This window comes from Pseudonocardia benzenivorans CB1190 (assembly GCF_000196675.2).
Lineage (GTDB): Bacteria > Actinomycetota > Actinomycetes > Mycobacteriales > Pseudonocardiaceae > Pseudonocardia > Pseudonocardia benzenivorans.
This window is the reverse complement of the sequence record NC_015312.1, coordinates 1430292-1450524: the sequence shown is the minus strand read 5'-3', so window position 1 is coordinate 1450524 and position 20233 is coordinate 1430292. Positions and strand designations below refer to the sequence as shown.

Sequence of the window (20233 nt, the reverse complement as noted above, 5' to 3'; positions counted from 1 at the left end):
GTGAGCGGCGATGGTCGCCATGGCGACTATCGCCGCTCACGGGAGGTCGTCTCGGACGCGCTCACGGTCACCGGCGTCGCCCGGTCGGCGGGCGCGGTGGCCGGGTCGTCGCCGAGGTAGCTCGCCTCGAGCTGCTCGGCGTCGCGGCGGAGCTCGGCCGCCGAACCCTCGGCGACGACGCGGCCGTGGGCCAGGACGTAGCCGCGGTCGGCGATCCGCAGCGCCGCGAGCACGTGCTGCTCGACGAGCAGGACGCCCATCGAGTGCTCCTCGGCGATGCGCCGCACCATCGGCAGCAGCCGCTCGACGATGATCGGCGCAAGCCCCAGGCACATCTCGTCGAGCAGCACCACCTGCGGGTCGGCGATGAGCGCCCCCGCCAGCGCGACCATCTGCTGCTCTCCCCCCGACAGCAGCCCGGTGCGCCGGTTCGTCAGCGGGCGCAGCGCCGGGAACCGGTCGAGCACCTCCGACATCGTGACCGTGGACCCGCGGTGCCGGCGCAGCCGCAGGTTCTCGGCCACGGTGAGCTTGTAGAACAGGCCCCGGCCCTCGGGCACCATGCTCAGGCCCCGGCGCGCGACCGCGTAGGGCCGCGCCTTCGTGACCGGGCTGCCGAGTACCTGCAGGTCGCCACCCAGCGGCGGGAGCGCACCCGCGACGGTGAGCAGGGTCGTGGTCTTGCCCGCGCCGTTGGCCCCGAGCAGGCACACGACCTCACCGGCGTCGACGGTCAGATCGAGATCCCGGACCACCGGCAGCGTCCCGTAGCCGCAGTGCAGGCCGCTCGCCCGGATCACGGTGCTCATCACAGTCCTCCGATCGCGGTCGGCTCGGGCGTCACGGGCTCGACGTCGTCGAGCTCGCTGTGCTCCCCGCCGAGGTAGGCGGCGAGGACCTTCGGGTTCCTCCGGATCTCCTCGGGCGTGCCGACGGCGATCGGCCTGCCGAACTCGATCACGTAGACCCGGTCGCACACGCCGAACACCAGGTGCATGTCGTGGTCGACGAGCAGGCAGCCGACGCCGGTCGCCGCGATCTGGTGCAGGTCGTTGCCGAACTCGATGCTCTCGGGGGTGTCCAGGCCCGCGGCCGGCTCGTCGAGCAGCAGGACCTGCGGCGTCAGCGCGAGCGCCCGCGCCACGCCGAGCAGCTTCTGCCGTCCCAGCGGGAGCTCCTCCGGGCGGCCGTCGCTCGAGTCGGTCATCGACAGCAGCGTCATCGCGTCGGTCACGGTCCCCGACGGCGTCCGGGACGGCCGGAACATGTCACGGACGAAGGCGAACGACCGGTGCCGGACGTCGTCGGCGACGCGGACGTTGCCGAGCACCGAGAGGTCGTCGAAGAGCTCCATCGACTGCCAGGTGCGGACGAGCCCCAGCCGGGCCCGACGGTGGGCGGGCAACGAGCTGACGTCCCGGCCGCCGAGCTCCACCGTGCCGGTGGCCGGGGTGAACCCCGAGATCGCGTCGATGAGGCTGGTCTTGCCGGCGCCGTTCGGGCCGATCAGGCCGACGATCTCGCCGGCGCGGACCTCGATGTCGACCCCGTCGACCGCCGCCTTCACCCCGCCGTAGGTGACCCGCACGTCCGACGTCCGCAGGCAGACCTCGCCGATCGTCCGGGTGGAGGGCCGGCGCAGCACCGGGTCCCCCCGCGTCACGTCGCGGACGGGGACGAGCGGGTCCTGGCGACGGCCCCGCCGCAGTCGCGCACGGAGCTTGTCGTACTCGGCGCGGATCCCACCGGCGACGCCGAGCGGGTTGAACAGCACCGCGAGGAGCAGGCCCAGCCCGGTGATCACCGAGTAGTACGGACCCAGATCCAGGTTCCGGTCGAGGATGACGAAGACGATGCCCACAGCGCCCATCGCGCCCGCGACGAAGGCACCGCTCGCGCTCGCGATGCCACCGATGTAGGCGACCGCGAGGATCGACAGGCCGACGAGGACGCCGAAGGACTCCACGGAGAGCACTCCACGGCTGTAGCCGATCAGCGTGCCGCCCAGCCCCGCGAGGAACGACGCCAGCGCGAACGCCGTCAGCTTGACCGCGGACACGTTGATGCCCACCGACGCCGCGGCGCGCTCGTTGGACCGCACGGCCAGCATCCTGCGCCCGGTCCCGCTGCGGATCACGTTGCACACCAGGACGAAGGTCACCGCGACGACCGCGAGCACGAGCAGCCCGAACGGCACCCGCGCGATGGTCGTGCCCTCGCGCACGCCGAGGTCCAGGCCGAACAGCTGCGGATCCGGGATCGCGTTCTCGGTCGAGACGAACAGCCGGTTGCCGAGCACGAACTGTTGCACGACGACGGCCGCAGCCAGCGTGACGACGGCCAGCTGCGCGCCGCGGATCCGCAACGCGGGCAGGCCGATCAGCACGCCGATCACCATCGCCACCAGGGCCCCGATGATCATCGGTAGCGGGAACGGGAGGTGGGTGCCGAGCTTGGACACCACCAGCCCGGCCGCCCCGGCCAGCCCGGCCTGGGCCAGCGAGATCTGCCCGACCATCCCGGTGAGGACGACGAGCGACAAGGCGATGAGCGAGAGGGCCAGGCTGTTGATGACGCCGAACCGGTAGCTGCCGTCCGTGAGCGTCACGAGCGCGACGCCGCCGACCAGCAGCGCCGCGATCACGAGCGGACGGTTCCGCGGCAGCCGGACGGCCGGCAGCTTCAACTGCTCGTCGTCACCGCGCATGGGGATGGACCGGCCCACCACGAACAACACGACCACGATCACGACGAACGGCACCGCGTCGGTCAGCCCCTGCTTGGCCCACTCCGGCCACCAGGTCTTCGTCTGGGACAGGAACTGCAGCTCGGCGACCAGTACGCCCATGGCGAGGCCACCCGCGAGCGCCGCCCACAGCGAGCTCATCCGACCGATCAGCGCCGCGGCGAGGGCGGGGACGACGAGCAGGGTCATGTTGCCCGGGGTCAGGACGCCGATCGCCGGCCCCGCGAGGATCATCGAGAGCGCCACGAACACCGACGACACGACCCACGTGACGATCCCCAGAACGTTGGGGGACAGCCGCGCGAACTCGGCCGCGCGCTGGTTCTCCGCCGCCGCCTGCACCGCGAGCCCGACGCGCGACCGGCGGAACCAGATCGCGAGGGCGACGCCCGCGAGGACGACGATCCCCGCGAACCAGAGCCGGTCGGTCGGCACCTGGATCCCGGCGATCCGCATGGTCCCCGTGGGCAGCACCGCCGTCAGCGACCGGGCGTCGCTGCCGAACTTGAGCGCGACGCAGGCCTGGATCGTCAGCATCACGCCGACGGCGGCGACCACCTTCGCCAGCACCGGCGCCCTGCGCAGCGGGCGGGAGATCAGCACCTCGACCAGCAGGCCCAGCACGGCGGCGACGGCGATGCCCAGCAGGATCGCCAGCCACACCGGCTGCTCACCGACCTCCATCGAGGGCACGCCCGGCAGGGGGAGGCTGAACAGACCGTTGCGCAGGTCGTCGTAGACGTACAACGGAACGGTCGCCATCGCACCCGCGGCGAAGTTGATCACGCCTGAGCCCTGGTAGGTCAGGGTGATGCTCAACGCCATCGAGGCATAGACCGCGCCGAGGCTCAACCCGAGGAACAGGAACAGCAGATAGGGGGTCATGTCTCTTCCCTGCGGTTCGGATCAGGACGAAGTCGGTGCCGCAGCCCGGGCGCCGGCGCGTTCCCCGGGGTCCGGCCACGCCCGCCTCGCGGCGCGCGGGCCGGACCTCGGCCGTGATGCACGAGCCGTCAGCCGGTGACCCGGACCGACGAGACGTCCACCGGCGAGTTCGCCAGTGGCGTGAGCTTCTTGTCCGCTCCCACCTCGGCGTAGTTGAAGCCGCTGGTGCACGACGTGGTCCCGGGCCAGCTCGGCGTCGAGCAGTCGTAGGTGCCGTCCCGGAAGAACATCCCGCCCTTCGTGCTGGCGATGTTCTGCAGGACGGTCTGCCTGGTCAGCGGAGCACCGGTCTTGGCAGCGACCTGCCGCAGCATGTCCGCGGCCTGCACGGCGTCGAAGAAGCCCGCCTGGGCGAAGGTGTAACTCGCGGGGTCCGGCTTGATGTGCCGGTTGAACGCGGCGAGGTCGGCCCTCACCTTCGGGCTCAGCGCCGAGTCCGCGTACAGGTTGTTGAAGAACGGGTTGACGAAGATGACCTTCTCGAGGACCTGCGGCGAGAGCTTCGGGATGACCGAGGTCGACGTCGATGCGTCGATGACACCCGTGAACCCGGTGCCCCGGAACGCCGGGATCGCCGCCAGCGCGTCGGCGTCACCGACATAGAGGGTGATGCCCTCGGGCTGCGTCGCGACGACCGACGAGGCGAAGCTCGCCCAGTCCGGTCCGGTCGCCGGGTAGTAGAAGGCGCGGATCGCGATCCCCACCTTCCGGGCGGCGGGCTCGACGACCGTCGCGAAGTAGTCGTGCATCGGCGGGAGGTCGGGCATGACCGTCGCCAGCGACCTGACCCCGAGGCCCTTTTGCGCGACCACGGCGGCGGAGTACGCCTCCTGGGTCGACGGGGAGGCGAAGAAGGCCTGCCCGACCGCGTTGTTCATCCCCGGCGTGATGGCCTGGTAGCCGAACTCCGCGACGCCCGCGGCCTTGAGGACCGGCAGGATGCCGTCCGCGCCGTAGTCGAACCCGAGGACCGAGAGCACGACGTCGCTCTGGACGAACTGGTTGCCGCAGTTGACCGCACCGTCCGGCGTGCCGTCGGACGCGCAGAGGGTCGACGTCAACGGGCTCCCGTTGATCCCGCCGAGCTCCTCGTTCACGTACTTCACACCCGCCGCGAAACCGTCCGCGAAGGCGGGGAACGCGAACGTGCCGGTCATCGTGTTCTCGAAACCGACCAGTACCGGCGGCTTCGACGAGTCCGCGGCGACGGCGTTCACAGCCGGCGCGGAAATCTCCGACGCGCTCGATCCGCTCGACGCGCCACCGCCGTTACCGCAGCCGGCGAGCAAGACTGCCAATGCCGCAAGGGCGACACAGTTCGTCCTCATTCTCATGGCCTGCCACATTCCGTTTCTCGCACGGCGAACAGAACTCGCCCGCGCGATTGAAGTTGGGGCGTACTCCGCAGCGACTCGACCTCTGACGCGGCCCGACGGTGGGGTGCACGGTAGTCGCAGGATACGAAAGCGTCAAGAATGGATCCCATCCGACACGAGTCGAGGATCTTGGCTGGTCAGGCCGCTGTCACGGGGTTCCTGAGACGGCCTCGTCCGGTATCGCCGCGCCACCGCGAGGCGGCGTGAGCGCAGGGCCGATTCCGACGGGCGGGCCCGGACGCTCCCGTCTCCTCCCGATCGCGGTCCTGCGCCCGGTGGCGATACGACCCGCTGTCCTTCGTTTCCGGCCGGACCGATTCGAACGGGAATGTCGCTCATCATCGGTCGGCCCGGTGGAGCGCTGTGCTCCAGGTGCCGGGCGCCCGGTCGTGAGCCGTACCCCGTACGTGTGCGACGCGCCCGACGACGGCAGCGGCTACTCGGCGCGTCGGCGCTGGGTCGTCACTCGCTGCGGTGGCGAAGCGGGCGGAAGAAGGTGCGCAGCTCCTCGACGACGGCCTGCGGCTGCTCGGCCGGGGCGAAGTGGCCGCCCTTCGGCTGGACCGACCAGTGCTGCAGGTTCGCCGCCGCGGCGACCCTCTCGCGCGGAACGAGGAACACGTCCGCCGGGAACACGCCGACGCCGACCGGCGTCTCGACGTGTTCCGTGCCGTCCGCGAACGCCGCGGTGGCGTCGGCGTAGATGCGGACCGAGGAGCCGAAGCTGTGCGTGAACCAGTACAGGCTGATGGTCGTGAGCAGGAATTCCGTGGAGTACGTCGAGCTCAGGTCACCGTTGCAGTCGCTCCAGGCGCGCCGTCGCTCCATCAGCCACGCCGCGAGGCCGACCGGCGAGTCGTTGAGCGCCCACGCCAGCGTCTGCGGGTCGAGGATGTGCACGTGCCCGTGGCTCAGGATCGTCCTCATCATCTGCTGGGTGTGGTCGAACCAGCCGGCCTCGTCCGGGGCGTACTCCTCGGGCTTGAGCGTCTGCATCCCGCCGATGAGCGTCGTCGGAGCGGTCGACAGGTAGAGCCCGGCGAGATGGTCCCTGGCCACGCGGTCGAGCTCGGTCGTGACCACCTCGCCCCAGTCGCCGCCGACGGCGCCGTAGCGCGGGTAGCCCAGCACGTCGGTCATCAGCTGGTCCCACAGCTCCGCGATCCAGCGGACCGTGACCGGTTTCTCCGTCAGCGGGCTCGAGAAGGCGAACCCGGGCATCGACGGGACGACGACGTCGAAGGCGTCCGCCGGGTCGCCGCCGTACGCGGCGGGGTCGGTGAGCGGCCCGACGACCTCCGACCAGTCCCAGAAGGTCCAGGGCCATCCGTGCGAGAGGATCAGCGGCAGCGGCGCCGGGCCCTTCCCCCGCTGGTGGACGAAATGGATCGGCGTCCCGTCGAAGTCCGCCCGGAAGTGCGGCAGCTCGTTGATCTTCTTCTCCTGGGCGCGCCAGTCGAAGGCGAGCCAGGCGTCGACGAGCTCGCGCAGGAACTCCCCCGTCGCGCCGTACTTCCAGTCCTCGTTGCCCGCCTCCGGCGCCCATCGGGTAGCGCGCAGCCGCGCGGCGAGGTCGTCGAGCTCCGCGTCCGGGACATGGATCTCGAACGGCACTGCGCGGACCGGGGACGGGCCTTCGTGTTCAGCCATCGCTCCTCCTTCAGGCCGGGTCCGTCCGCGACGCCGGGGCGTCCGCGAGCGGCTCGATGTCGACGGGCAGGGCCGTCATGATCGGCATGTGCAGCACCTGCTGCACAGGGCCGCGCGTGCTCATCAGGGCGTTGACGCTCGCGCCGACGCCCGGGGCGAACGGGTCGTCCCCCTCCAGGCCGCCCCAGCCGTGCGTGAGCGCGACGACCCCCCGGCGCAGGGTGTCGTCGGCCTTCGTCACGACGGCGATGGTGCCGTGGTCGCTGGTGACGGTCACCCGGTCGCCCGACCCGAGCCCGTGCGACGCGAGATCGTCGGGGTGGATGTACAGCGGGTTGGTCTTCCCCTTGGTGATCTCGGGCAGGTTCCGGCCCTGGTTGTTGAAGAGCTCCTTGGCCCGCCGCACGATCAGTCGGTAGTGGCGGCGCTCCGAGTCCTGCAGGATGGACCTGAGCGCCTCCATCTCCTGTGGGAACTCCGGCGGGAAGAGGTCCAGACGGTTGTCCTCCATGCCGGGGGCCGGACCTTGCACCGTGACCGACCGCCTCGGCGCCGCAAGGCCGTTCGGGTGCTTCTTGAGCTCCTCGAGCAGCGCGTCGTCGTCGGCCACCATCGCGAGCACCTCATCGCTCGACGGCAACGGGCCCGTCAGCTTCACCGGCCTGCCCGGGGGGACGTACCCGAAGCAACCGAAGCCGGCGTCGTTCGGCACGCCGAGCTCCATGTCGAGCCCCATCGCCTGGCCGAGGAGCCAGAAGAACTGCCACTCCTCGACCGTGTCGCCCGGCGGCGGGACCAGGGCCGGCGTGTAGATGCCGAACGGGCCGAAGATGACGTTGACGTCGGGCCGTTCGTACATCATCGTCGGCGCGATGATGTAGTCCGAGAGCCGCGAGGTCTCGGTCATGTACGGGTCGATGTTGACGAGCAGGTCCAGTGCCTTGGCCGCCTCGATCTGCCGCGGCAGATCCGGGATGGCGTTGACCGGGTTGCCGCCGATCGAGAACATCGCCCGCACGCGGTCCTCGCCCGGCTCCAGGATCTCGTCGGCGTAGAGCCCGCACGGGACCTCCCCGAAACCCGAGAACGGGCTCGGCATCAGGCCGTACCCGAAACGGTTGCGCCAGCCCTTGTCCCAGTGCCGCGAGGGCGGAATGACCTGGGCGTGCCGCGGCGGGGAGTCGCCCACGATCGCATCGCTCTGCACCTGCTCGCCCTCCTGGACGAAGCGGCCGCAGATGATGTTGAGGGAGAGGATCAGCTGCTCGCACGGGTTCCCGCCGGGCCCCATGTCCGTGCCGGTGTGGCCGTTGGCCGCGCCGACCTTGCCCTCGCCGAACATCACCGCGGCGGCGATGATGTCCTCCTCCGGGACGTCGCAGAGCTCCGCGGCCATCGCCGGCGTCGTCCCCCGGACGTAGTCCTTGAGAGCCGCGACGTTGTCCGCGTACCGGCCGTAGAACTCCGGCCGGTCGAGGCCCTTGTCGAAGATGACGTTGAGGATGGCGGTGAGCAGCACGGCGTCCGTGCCCGGGCGCGGACGCAGGTGGAGATCGGCCGCCTTGGCCAGCTCGGTGCGGCGCGGGTCGATGACGATGAGCTTGAGCCCGCGCTTCTTGTGCTCCTTCAGCGTCACGAACGGGTTCGTGTTGGACCAGCCGACGCTCTGCAGCGAGATGAGCTGGTTCCCGCCGATCTCCAACCAGACGTCGGCGTCCTCGACCCGCTGGAAGCCGCCCGTGTAGAAGCCGGTCCGTTCCCACGAAATCGTCTTGGACGCCTGGTCGATCGTGATGGGCGAGAACGACTTGTGCGACCCGATGGCCCGCCACCACGCCTTGGCCACCGGTATGGTGGCCGACGCCATCCAGGCATAGGTGCCCCAGTAGATGCCGACCGACTCGGGTCCCGTCTCGGTCATGATGGACCCGAGCCGGTCCGCGATCTCCGAGACAGCCGTCTCCAGACTGATCTCGTCGAAACCGCCGTCCCGCCTCCGGCGGAGGTGGCGCAGGATGCGATCGGAGCTGTTGTGCCCCGCGACCGCGTTGCGGCCCTTCACACAGGTGTAACCGGCCGACGAGGAGTTCTCCGCGTTCGCCCTCACGCGGACGATCTTGTCGTCCTCGACATCGACCAGCATGCCGCAGTTGGCACCGCAGGTCCGGCAGTACGAGACCTTGGTCTCCACGAGATCAGCCCTCAGGAGTTGGGGGAGGTGACGATCTTGCTACCGCGCACGAGCGGGCGGAAGACCTCGAAGGCCCACTGGTGGAGGTTCGGGTAGATCTCCGCCGAACGGCGGTAGTGGTAGCAGGAGAGCGTGCGCTCGTAGTCGGTGTCCGGGATGTTCTTGATCTTGGCATCGTGCACCACGTAGCCGATGATGTCCCAGTACTGACCGCGCAGGTCGTACTCGGGCCAGAGGATCTCGACGGCCGCCATCTCCCACGAGTTGCCGCCGATCTCGTCCTCGGCGAGCTGGGCGCGCGCGTCCGGCGGCGCGATGCGCTCGGGGAAGCGCTGGTCCCACGCTCCGAACCAGGCGGCGTAGGGACGGGCGGGGACACGGAAGCGCTCATCGGCCGGGATCGGCTCGGTGCAGTAATCGAAGTGCGGAATGCGGACGCCACCCAGGACACACTGGTTGCGCCAGAACAGCCGGGGGTCGACCAGCATCGGCATGTCGAACCGGCCGCGGTACTCCTTCGGCTGCCGCTCGAACTTCGGCAGCGTGCGGACGTACTGCTCCTCGGTGAAGTGCATCGCGGTGTGGAAGCCGAGCTCCAGGTACTTGTCGACCTGGCGCTGCCACTCCTTGTCGAGGTCGAGGGTGGCGAAGTACGGGGTCATCGTCCAGCGTGCCACGCGCTCGGCCGGCTCCTCGACGAGGTTCTGGCGCTCCGGCGGCACGCTCGAGGTGCGACCACCGCAGCCCTCCACGGCATCGTGTGGACTGAGGTCGTAGGCCATGATCATCGAGCCGTCGACCGCGTCCTCATCGGTCAGGTCGACCGCCATGTTCGGGCCGTCGATGTGCACGGCCAGGATCCGGCCCGGGTCGATGCCGGAGTTGACGCGGACCCAGGAGCGGGTCTCGTCGAGGTACTTGCCGGTCAGCACGCGCGAGTCCTGCGCCGCCACGATCCACTGGTTGACGGTGAGCAGCGTGCGCCCCTGGCGCTCGACCTCGGCCAGCAGCGCGGCCTGGTCGAGGTTGACGTTCGGCGCGTCGATCTGGGACTCGTAGTCGAACCAGCCCGACGGGTTGCCGACATTGCTGACGACGTGTCCTCGAGGACGCTGAAGCACTCCATCAACGGCCAGATCTTGCCGAGCCAGTGCCGGCCCGCCCGGGTGGCCACCTCGGGGGGCAGGTAGGCGAGCCGCCGGCCGTCCTCCTCGAGCGCGGCGATCTCCTCGGCCGAGTACGGGCACGGCGTGACCGTGAACGTCCGGCCCACGGCCGCGCCGCGCTCGTCCCAGAGCCTCTGCAGCGACGCCGTCACCTCCTCGGGCGTGGCTCCCAGCGACGTCGTCTCTCCCACTGCTGTCATCGACTACCACCCTGTAACTCGACGTCCGCGGCTGCCGCGGCGGATGAACACTACGCTACGGTAGCGTAGTGTTCGTTGTTCCTGTCAAGGGCGGACTCGTGGTCGGAACGAGGGTTCGACACCCGCTACCGTCTCCACCATGGACCCCCGTGTGGAGCGCACGCGATCCGTTGTCATGCAGACCGCCACCGACCTCCTCGTGGAAGGAGGGCCCGGTGCTCTCACCATGGACGCCGTGGCCCTGCGGTCCGGTGTCGCCAAGACGACCATCTACCGCCACTGGAAGTCGCGCGACGACCTGCTGGCCGCCGTCATCGAGACCGCCATCCCCCGGCTACCCGAACCCGACCCGGAGGCCGATGTCGAGACCTCACTGCGCGCCGCGATGCGGTATTCGGTCGACACGCTGCGCCACACCGAATGGGCGCGCATGCTTCCCGCATTCATCATGCTCAGCCAGCACGAGACCGAGATCCGCGCCATCAGCGAGCGGATGGAGTGGCAGCACAACAACGTGCTGGCCAAGCTCGTCCGGCAGGCGGCCGAGGAGGGCCTCGTCGAGGGTGACGTCGACGTCGACGAGGCCATCGCCCACCTGCAGGGGCCGCTCATGATCGCCCACCTCGCGAACCTGCTGCCCATCGACGACCAGCTCGCCGACTCGCTCGTCGACCGATTCCTCGTCGCGTTCGGGCCCTCGGCGGACGAGGGGCGACGCGCTCACGACGAGTGAGCGGTCCCGACAGCCGAGTTCGCAACCCCGACGGCACCGGGCGCCGATCCTCCGTTCGGCGTACCGAGGATTCGCCGCGGGAACCGGTGTCGTCGCGCACGGCAGCTCATGAAAGTATCCGTAGTAGCTCGAAATGGATCCAATAATCCGTTAGGCTCGTGACATCCGATGATCCGCGGCGCGTCCCCGATCACGGTCGCACGATCTGCGACGTCGATGCCGCAGGAATCGTTCGGGCACCATTCCGGCGCGCTGGAAACGACTCTCGGTACGGGAAGGACCGTCATGGGGCAGACGACACACGAGGCGAGCCGGGGGCGCGTGAAGGCCGCCCGCGCGGCACTCGGACCGATCGGGGTCAGCGTGCCGACGACCGGCATGGAGACGGTCCCGATGCCGCAGCAGATCGAAGGGATCCGACGGCTGGAGAAGGCCGGGTACCGGGCGGCCTGGGCGCGGGAGGGCGTGGGCGGCCACGACGCGCTCGTCGAGATCGCCACGCTGCTCGGTGCCACCGAGCAGCTCGTCCTCGGTTCCGCGGTCGCCAACATGTGGGCCCGTCCTGCCGTCACCTTGCACGCCGCCGCCGCCACACTCGGGGAGGCCTTCCCGGGCCGGTTCGTCCTCGGGCTGGGAGCAGGCATGGCGTACCAGGCCGAGGCACTCGGGCTGCGCTACGCCCGGCCCTACTCGCTCATGCGCGACTACCTCCGGGCGATGACCACCCCCGTGCCGGGCCTGCCCACGGCCGAGCAGACCTACGCGCGCATCATCGCGGCGAACGGTCCGAAGATGGTCGAGCTCGCCGCGTCCGCCGCCGACGGCGCGCACCCCGGGCTGATCCCGGTCGAGTACACCGCGTCCGTCCGCGCAACGTTGGGCCCGGACAAGTTGCTCGTCGTCGCGCTCACGGTCGTCGCGCTGGCCGACCGCCGGGCCGCCCGCGACGCCGCAGGGCAGTTCGTCGTCGGAGCACTCGGCTTTCCCGGGTCGCCGTACGGGGCCAACCTCGCCCGCCTGGGCTACACGAGCGACGAGATCGCCGCGGGTGCGGACCGGGTCGTCGACGCGGTGATGGCCTACGGCCGTCCCGACGACATCGCGGCCAGGGCCCGGGCGCACCTCGACGCGGGTGCCGACCACGTCCTGGTGAACTGCGTCCTGCCCGGCTACGAGACCGGCATCCAGCAGCTGGAAGGGCTCGCGCCCGCCCTCACCGAGATCACGGGGTGACCCACACGGCGCCGGCGTGATCCCTGCCCGTCAGGCGCGCTCCCGGGCCGGGCCGGTGGAGGCGCGCGGGATGTAATGGGTCGACGCCGGGATCAGCACGTCGCCGACCTCCCGGCCGGCCAGCGCGTCGAGCATGGCCGTCGCCACGGCCGCTCCGAGCTTGTCGTAGTCGGTACGGATCGCGCTCAGCGGAGTCCGGAACAGTGGCGCGTCCTCGAGGTCGAAGAACGACACGACGGACAGGTCCTCCGGGACGCGCAGCCCCAGCTCACCGGCCGCCGACAGGAGCGTCGTCGCCGTCGGCGGCGCGGCGAACACCGCCGTCGGCGCGTCCGGGCCCGTCAGGTGCTCCTCGACGGCGTCCCGGACGTCCTGCTCGTCGTGCCCGATCCGGATCTCGCGCCACCGCACGCCGCGCATCCGCGGGTAGAGCTTGTGGAGGGGGGCCACCCGGTCGACCACGATCTCGGCGAAGTCCCGGTGCCCGTGCGCCTTCAGGTCCCTGCAGGCGGCGGCGAACGCGGGAGCACCGTCCACCGTGACGAACGGCAGCTGCGCGCATCTCGGGTCCCGGAACCCGACCGCGATCACCGGGATGTTCGACCGCTCGTACCAGGCGAGCGTGTTCGACGGCCGGGCCTGCCAGTAGAACAGTCCGTCGACGCGGTGCGCGAGGAAACGCTGCAACAACGTGTCGAGGTCCAGCCCCTCGTTGCGGACGATCGACAGCAGGACGCTGTAGCCGGCCGATTCCATGTTGGCGATCAGGTCCTGGAACACGTACAACAGCTCGCTGCGCGGATGACCCTCGAAATTGACCACCATGCCGAGGGTCATCGTCTTTTCCTGGCGCATCGAGCGGGCCGCGAGGTTCGGTACGTAGCCCAGCTGCTCGGCCGCGGCATACACCCGGCGCAGGTTCTCGGCCGAGACCGGCAGCCCGTTCAATGCCTTGGAGACGGTCGCGGTCGAACACCCGGCGAGTTCGGCCACCGCGTGCAGCGTGGCGACCTTGGTCGGCGACTTCCGGCGAGTTCGCGGCCGGGAAGCAGGTTCTGGCACGTGCGGATGATACCATTCGCCGCTTTGCCGGGTCCGCGAATGCGCGTTACGGGTCGAGTTGCAATGCCGCCGCTTTGAGCTTCTGGAGATCGAGAATGATTTCCCGCGTCGCGGGCGGCAGGCTTTCGAGCATCGCCATCTCCACATCGGGACGGGACAGGCCGTAGGCGTCGCACACCTCGACCTCGGCACGCCGGGGAGCGCTCGCCCAGCTCTTGCGTTCGAACGCCGCCCGCACGTACGGGGCCAGTTCCTCCTGCCGCGGGCGCAGCCGGTCCCGGTCCTGAGCGAACCCCGGCAGCACGTCGGCGGCGAAGAGCCGCAACGAGTCGGCGACCTGCTCGTGGGTGAGGTCGCCGACCTGGTGCAACAGGATCACCTGATCCACTCCGGCCGCCTCCAGTGCGTGCAGCCGGTCGGCCACTGCGCCGGGAGTGCCGATGGAATGGCCGCCGCGCACCGGAATGTCCCCACCGACCAGCTTCTCGACACGTCGGAAGTTGTCGGTGAGGTTCGTGAATCCCGGGCGGTGCCGGCCGAACGCGTAATAGTGCCGTGCCGCATAGGTGAAGAAGCCGTGCGCGGCCCGCCCCCGGTCGTGTGCGACGGTGGCCGACCGGTGACAGTAGAAGGGCTCCATCGTGGCCACCGCGGGATTGACCGCACGACCTATCGGGACGCATTCGTTCCTGAACGTGTCGTAGTAGTCGCGCACCACTTTCTCGGCCTCGTCCGCGTCGAAGAACGTGTGGATGAGCGCACCGACTCCCAGCCGGGCGGCCGCCCGGACGGACTCGTCGTCGGAACAGGCCATCCACAAGGGCGGATGCGGCTTCTGCACCGGCTTGGGGACGACGTTGCGGGCGGGCATCGCGAAGAATCGGCCGGTGAACCCGGGATAGGGCTCGAGCGCCATCATGTCGGCGATCTGCTCGGCCGCCTCGACCGTCATCTCGCGCCGGTCCGCCGGCTCGATGGAAAAGCCCTCCAGCTCCATGCGTGACTTCGAGTCACCGAAGCCGAGGTCGACACGTCCGCCGGACACGAGATCGAGGGTGGAAATGCGCTCGGCCACCCTCGCCGGCTGGTTGTAGGCCGGCGGCAGGAGCGCGATTCCGTGGCCGAGCCGGATGCGTGAGGTCCGCTGGCTCGCGGCGGCCAGGAACACCTCGGGTGCCGACGAGTGCGAGTACTCCTCGAGAAAATGCTGTTCGAGCACCCAGGCGTAGTCGAAGCCGAGTTCCTCGGCGAGCTCGACCTGGTCCAGGGCCGAGCCGAACAGCTCCGACTCGGAGTGCTCGGTCCATGGCCTCGGGAGCTGGAGCGCGAAGGAGAGACCGAAGTCCACCGGAACTCCTTCAGCGGGGGGCCGGGACGTCGACGCGCACCGACTCGATTACGGACTCGCACGTCATGTCCGCGATGGTGGAGGCGTCCGTCGTCACGCTCAGGATGAACAGCGTCCGCCCGTCGTCCCCACCGAGGCACGGCGCGATGGGGAGCCGGTCGGGCAGTGCGATCACGTCGGTGACCTCGCCGCCCTCGAGGACGCGACGGCACTCCCGTTGCAGCGGGGCACAGATCCACACCCCGTTCTCCGCGTCGACGGTGATCCCGTCGGGAGCGGCCGGCTGCAGATCGGCCCAGACCCGGCGTCCGGACAACGATCCGTCGGCGGCGATGTCGAATCCCGTGAGCTCGCGCGCGGGCAGCGACGCGACCACGTACTGCTTCCCGTCCGCGGTGATGACGGGGCCGTTCGGGGAGTCCATCTCGGGCGCCACGATGCGGGCGGACCCGTCCGGGTCGACGCGGATGATGCTCCCGGTCCCGACGAGCGGGCGCGGGGCGCTCAGCTCGTCGACGCCGCTGGCCCCGACGTAGGCCCGGCCGGCCGGGTCGACGACCATGTCGTTGAGCGGGCCGACGGCGATCCCGGAGAGATCGGCATGGGTCGAGACCGAGCCGTCGGCGTCGAGCCGAAGGACGACCGGTCGTGCCAGGTTCGCGATCAGCAGCCGCCCGTCCGGCAGGAAGCCCAGGCCTGCCGGGAGGTCGTCGTCGCCCAGCTGCACGACCACGTCGGACTCCCCCGCCGGGGTCACGGTCACGACCCGACGGGCGTAGATGTCGGAGAACCACAGCTTCCCGTCGTGCCATCGCGGGCACTCGGCGAATCTGAGGCCGTCGAGCAGCAGTTCCGGTGTCATTCGGGGTTCCTCCGGTCGGGTCGGTCGGTCCGGGTTTCGGCCGGACGTCGGGCGCGCGGCGCCGGCGCCGACGCCGGTCCGCGGGGATGCCGCGGCCCTCGACCGCGGGGTCTGCTCGTTCGATGTCGCACGACTGTGCGGGCCCTCCCGATCCGCCGACGATCACCCGGGACACGGGAGGGCGACGGGTGGCACGGGCCCTGGCCCGTCCGCCGGGCCGGCCACGGCACGGACGGCGTGCCTGCGCCGTCCGCGCGACCGGGGCCACGACGACCCGTCGGCCCGCCGCGCTACTCGACCGGCTGGCTTCCGTCGAGCTCCGGGCCGAGCTTCGCGTCGAGCGAGTGCAGCCGGGGCAGCACCTCCTGCGCGAACAACCGCATCGACCGCTCCGCGGCCTCGACCGGCATGGTGCCGAAGCGGAAGTTCAGGACGAACTCGGAGGCGCCGGTCATCGCCTGGATGTGCAGCAGCCGCTCGTACACCTCGTCCGGTGTCCCCCACGCCTGCGGTTTCGCCGCGGCCTCGAGAATCTGCTCGTCGGTGAAGGTGAGCGCGCCCACCGCCGCGTACTGCTCGTATCCCTTGGTGTTGCGCAGCCGCTCGGTGTCGTCGAGCTGGTAGTGGTTCGAGCTGCTCGCCTGCCCCTCCAGCGCGTACGTGGCCATGAGCGACCAGGCCTCGGCCGAGTCCTCCGCACACGCCGCGCGGACGACGACGGTGGGCTGCTCGGGCTCCCAGCCGTTCTCGCGCCGGATGCCGTTGAACGTCGCGACGTCCTTGCGGTAGCCCTCCCAGCTCTTCTGGTTGGTCAGCAGCATCCCGAGACCCGCGTTGGCGGCCAGCGGGAGGCTCGGCGGGCTGGCCCAGCCCGACTTCATGCCGGCGCGCAGCCGCTCGGGGTTGCGGAAGCGCGGGCGCACCGAGGTCTCCGGGATCGTGAAGTGCTCACCCTGGAAGGAGAAGAACTCCTGGGTCAGCGCGAGGTTGATGACCTCGAGCGTCTCGTTGTACCGGCCGCGCGCATCGCCCATCGGAATGCCGAACGAGCTGAACTCCCGCACCGCCGCCCCACGCCCGACGCCGAGGGTCAGCCCGCGCCCCTGCAGCTGGTTGTCCAGCGCGCTGATCTGGTGGACGACGTGCATCGGGTGGTACCAGGGCAGCACCAGCACCATCGTGCCCACGTCGATGCGCTTCGTGCGGCCCGCGATGTGCGACAGGTGCTGCATGACGCCGCCGGTCATGCCGTACGGGGTCACGTAGTGGTCGATGGCCCAGTAGGTGTCGAACCCGAGCGGCTCGACGAGGTCGGCGAGATGGAGCTCCTCCTCGTAGATCTGGGCGTCAGCGACCTTGGGCGGCTCGCTGCCCCGGGAGTTGTAGCGCTCCCAGTCCAGGTGGTTCTGCCAGTTGAAGAAGGCACCGATCTTCATGACGACATTCCTTTCCAGACACCAGTGGGGACCGGTTCCCGAACGACGCCGGCCGGGCGAGACGAACGGGTCGTGGGAACACGGCGAGAGCCGCTACGCGACGGCGTCGCGCGGCGTGACCGTGTAGTCGTCCAGGTCGTCGACCCGGGTCAGCTCGTCGTACTCGGTCGGGTTGTACGGGCACTGCGTGACGATCCGGCCCGAGGGTGCTCGGAAGTAGCGGCTGCCGTCGACGCGCCAGGCGTGGATGCGGTCGAGGTCGCGCGCCAGCTTCTCGTTGTAGGCGACGACCGCGTCGGTGCGCACCTCGAGCGCCGCGAGGTCGTGCTCCAGGATGTGGGCGATCTTGCCGACCACGTAGCGCGACTGGGTCTCCAGCTTGTCGATGATCGACCCGCCGTTGGTGTTCGGCCCGTACAGCATGAACAGGTTCGGGAAGCGGTCGACGGTCATGCCCTTGTAGGCGTACGCGCCGTCCTTCCAGACCTCGCGCAGCGCCGTGCCCTCCCGGCCGACCACGTCGACGACCGACAGGAACTTGTGGGCGGCGTACCCCGTCGCGAGGACCAGCACGTCGAGCCGGTGCAGGCCGTCGGCGGCCGTCACGACCCCGTCCCGTTCCACCCGGACGATCGGGTCGGTCACCAGCGCGACGTCGGACCGGTTGAACGTGGGGTAGTACTCGGACGACAACAGCGTGCGCTGGGCGCCGATCGGGAGCACGGGCCGCATCGCCGCACGCACCCGTTCGTCACGCACGGCGTCGAGGTTCGCGATGCCCTTCTCGCGGAGCTCGGCCATGAGGGCCTCGTTGTTGTAGTCGCACAGCCTGTCGACGAACCGGGTGCTCTCCTTCCGCAGCGCTGCGACGATGGCGGGGTCCTTGCGCCGCGCGGCCCGCTCGGCGTCGTCGAACACCCTGTCGTCCTTCGGGAACACCCACTGCGGGGTGCGGTGGAAGACCTCGAGCCGCTCGGCGATCGGGGCGACGGCCGGGACGAGCTGGATGGCGCTGGCCGCGGCCCCGATGACGCCGACGGCCTTCCCCTCCAGGAAGGAGACGTCGTCGCCGGGCCATTCGGCGGTGTGCACCAGTACGCCCGCGAAGTCGTCGAGGCCGGGGATGTCGGGCCGGACCGGCTCGTTGAACATGCCGACGGCTCCCACCACGGTCCGCGCGCGGACGGTGTCGCCGGTGGACGTGACGAGGGTCCAGCGGCCGGCGGCGTCATCCCAGCGCACCGACTCCACGCCGGCGTTCAGGACGACGCGGTCGGCCACGCCGAAGCGTGCGGCCGCCTCCTCGACGTAGGCACACATCTCGTGTCGACGGGCGAACGTGCGGGGCCAGTCGAAGTCCTGGAAGAAGCTGAACGAGTAGAGATCGCTCGGCACGTCGCACGCGAGGCCCGGGTAGCGGTTGTTGTACCAGGTACCGCCGATCCCGGCGGACCGTTCGAGGACGACCACGTCGGTGATGCCCCGGCGCGCCAGCAGGATCGCCGCGCAGATCCCTCCCGGCCCGGCTCCGATGACGACGACGTCGTGCACCGCGTCCGCCGCCGGAATCCGGTCGGTGAGTTCCACAGTCAACCTCCGATGAGCAGGTCCGGCACCCGGGTGCCGGGCAGAGAAGGGGGCGGCCCGCCTGTAACGTTTAACGACTGCCCGGGACGGACGCAGCGGCGCGGGACAGGATCGACCTACGCGGTTCCGGTGGCGACGTCGACGCTCGAGTGCTCGGGCAGCCGCAACGCGTGGTCCATCCGCTCCCGCTTCGTCGTGAGATAGGCGAGGTTGGCCGTGTTCGGCGCGACGTCGATCGACTCGCGCGCGACCACACGCACACCGTGGCCCGACAGCCCGCGGTACTTGGCCGGGTTGTTGGTCATCAGCCGGACGTCGCGGACGCCGAGATCGTGCAGGATCTGCGCGCCGACGCCGTACTCGCGCGAGTCGACCGGCAGGCCCTGAGCGAGGTTGGCGTCGACGGTGTCCAGCCCGCGATCCTGCAGCGTGTAGGCACGCAGCTTGTGCGCCAGCCCGATCCCCCGCCCCTCGTGACCGCGCAGGTAGACCACGACGCCGCGACCGGCACGTCCGATCCGGTCGAGCGCGACGCCCAGCTGCTCGCCGCAGTCGCATCGGCGGGAGCCGAACACGTCGCCGGTCAGGCACTCCGAGTGGACGCGCACCAGTACCGGCGAGCCGGCGCCGTCGGCACCCCGCTGGTCGACGTCGCCGAGAACGAAGGCGACGTGCTCGACGCCGTCGGTCACCGACCGGAAGGCGACGGCCGCCCAGTCGTGGTCGCCGATGGGGACCCGACCGGTCGACTCGCGGTGCACCAGCGACTCTTTGCTCCTGCGGTACCGGACGAGGTCGGCGACGGCGATCGTCGTCAGGCCGTGCTCGGCGGCGAAGGCCTCGAGGTCGTGTCCGCGCGTCATCGTGCCGTCGGGGTTGGTCACCTCGGCGAGGACACCGGCGGGCTCCAGGCCGGCGAGGCGGCACAGGTCGGCGGCGGCCTCGGTGTGTCCTGCCCGTTGCAGCACCCCGCCCCGGCGTGCGCGGAGCGGGAAGACGTGACCCGGCCGCGACAGGTCGGCGGGCCTGGTGGCCGGATCGGCCAGTGCCTGCACCGTCGCCGCGCGGTCCGTCGCCGACACACCGGTCGTGGTGCCGACCGTCTTGTCGACGGTCACGGTGAACGCGGTTCCGCGCGGATCGCTGCTGTCCGTGGTCATCAGGGGCAGGTCGAGGTCGTCCGCGCGCTCGTCGGTGACCGCGACGCAGATCAGGCCGCTGGTGTGCCGGATCATGAACGCCATCGCCTCGGGCGTGGCGAACTGGGCCGCCATGATGAGGTCGCCCTCGTTCTCGCGGTCCTCGTCGTCGACGACGAGGATCATCCGGCCGCGCCGGAACTCCGCCAGCGCGCGGACGACGGCATCGGCCTCGTCGCGTGACACGTCCGTCATCCCGGCTCCCGCTCTGTCGTCGGTCGGAGCCCGCTCGTGGGTGGGGCTCGACACTGGGCAACGTGGGCTAAACGTTTAAGGCAGAGTAGGGCGGGCCGCGTCACAGGTCAAGGACGACGCATCGAGCCCACTGCCGACAGTCCGCCACCACCGACCGCGGCGGCCGAGTGTGCCGGCGGACCCGGGACGTCGCGCAGGCCTCGCGACCCCCGCACACGACCCACGCTCCCACGGGCCGACACCTCGTGAGTGGCGACGAGCCCACACCGCGAGTGGCGACGAGCCGGCACCTCACTCACGGGCG

Annotated in this window: 14 protein-coding genes; 2 read left to right on the top strand and 12 right to left on the bottom strand. The window is 70.4% G+C overall.

Features of this window, described 5'->3' with window-relative positions:
* Positions 1-26: 26 nt before the first annotated feature.
* The 6 genes from PSED_RS07015 to PSED_RS06990 all read right to left on the bottom strand — a co-directional run bounded on the left by PSED_RS07015 (position 27) and on the right by PSED_RS06990 (position 10029).
* A complete protein-coding gene (locus tag PSED_RS07015; RefSeq protein WP_013673556.1) occupies positions 27-809 on the bottom strand; it encodes an ABC transporter ATP-binding protein in 783 nt (260 codons plus the stop codon).
* Positions 809-3631 (bottom strand): branched-chain amino acid ABC transporter permease/ATP-binding protein, encoded by a 2823-nt coding sequence (locus PSED_RS07010; protein ID WP_013673555.1) that lies wholly within the window; start codon positions 3629-3631, stop codon positions 809-811. Before PSED_RS07010 ends, PSED_RS07015 begins: the two co-directional genes overlap by 1 nt.
* Before the next feature lie 128 nt (positions 3632-3759).
* Positions 3760-4908 carry an ABC transporter substrate-binding protein gene (locus tag PSED_RS07005; protein WP_041759372.1) on the bottom strand — a complete coding sequence of 383 codons (1149 nt, stop codon included), beginning with the start codon at positions 4906-4908 and terminating at the stop codon, positions 3760-3762.
* A 621-nt stretch (positions 4909-5529) separates the two neighbouring features.
* Entirely contained in the window at positions 5530-6717 is a 1188-nt protein-coding gene (locus tag PSED_RS07000) for an epoxide hydrolase family protein (RefSeq protein ID WP_013673553.1), read from the bottom strand.
* A gap of 10 nt (positions 6718-6727) precedes the next feature.
* Positions 6728-8908, bottom strand: coding sequence for a molybdopterin-containing oxidoreductase family protein (locus PSED_RS06995; protein WP_013673552.1), 2181 nt, complete (start codon positions 8906-8908; stop codon positions 6728-6730).
* A gap of 11 nt (positions 8909-8919) precedes the next feature.
* Positions 8920-10029, bottom strand: coding sequence for a hypothetical protein (locus PSED_RS06990; protein WP_013673551.1), 1110 nt, complete (start codon positions 10027-10029; stop codon positions 8920-8922).
* Positions 10030-10413: 384 nt separating this feature from the next.
* Here PSED_RS06990 and PSED_RS06985 point away from each other — a divergent pair, with 384 nt between their 5' ends.
* Entirely contained in the window at positions 10414-11007 is a 594-nt protein-coding gene (locus PSED_RS06985) for a TetR/AcrR family transcriptional regulator (protein WP_013673550.1), read from the top strand.
* Positions 11008-11292: 285 nt separating this feature from the next.
* Positions 11293-12240: a TIGR03620 family F420-dependent LLM class oxidoreductase gene (locus tag PSED_RS06980; protein ID WP_013673549.1), complete on the top strand. Its 948-nt coding sequence runs from the start codon at positions 11293-11295 to the stop codon at positions 12238-12240.
* 30 nt (positions 12241-12270) lie between these two features.
* On the opposite strand, the gene PSED_RS06975 is transcribed toward PSED_RS06980, so the two are convergent.
* From PSED_RS06975 to PSED_RS06950, 6 genes are all read right to left on the bottom strand, one after another.
* Positions 12271-13233 (bottom strand): LacI family DNA-binding transcriptional regulator, encoded by a 963-nt coding sequence (locus PSED_RS06975; RefSeq protein ID WP_041759367.1) that lies wholly within the window; start codon positions 13231-13233, stop codon positions 12271-12273.
* A 115-nt stretch (positions 13234-13348) separates the two neighbouring features.
* Positions 13349-14650: an LLM class flavin-dependent oxidoreductase gene (locus tag PSED_RS06970; RefSeq protein WP_013673547.1), complete on the bottom strand. Its 1302-nt coding sequence runs from the start codon at positions 14648-14650 to the stop codon at positions 13349-13351.
* Positions 14651-14660: 10 nt separating this feature from the next.
* Positions 14661-15512, bottom strand: coding sequence for an SMP-30/gluconolactonase/LRE family protein (locus PSED_RS06965; protein ID WP_013673546.1), 852 nt, complete (start codon positions 15510-15512; stop codon positions 14661-14663).
* A gap of 290 nt (positions 15513-15802) precedes the next feature.
* The gene (locus PSED_RS06960; RefSeq protein ID WP_013673545.1) at positions 15803-16948 is read right to left on the bottom strand and encodes an LLM class flavin-dependent oxidoreductase; all 1146 of its coding nucleotides are present in this window, start codon (positions 16946-16948) and stop codon (positions 15803-15805) included.
* 93 nt (positions 16949-17041) lie between these two features.
* Positions 17042-18535 carry a flavin-containing monooxygenase gene (locus PSED_RS06955; RefSeq protein WP_013673544.1) on the bottom strand — a complete coding sequence of 498 codons (1494 nt, stop codon included), beginning with the start codon at positions 18533-18535 and terminating at the stop codon, positions 17042-17044.
* Between the two features lie 116 nt (positions 18536-18651).
* Positions 18652-19929 carry a bifunctional 3,4-dihydroxy-2-butanone-4-phosphate synthase/GTP cyclohydrolase II gene (locus PSED_RS06950; RefSeq protein ID WP_013673543.1) on the bottom strand — a complete coding sequence of 426 codons (1278 nt, stop codon included), beginning with the start codon at positions 19927-19929 and terminating at the stop codon, positions 18652-18654.
* Positions 19930-20233 lie beyond the last annotated feature (304 nt).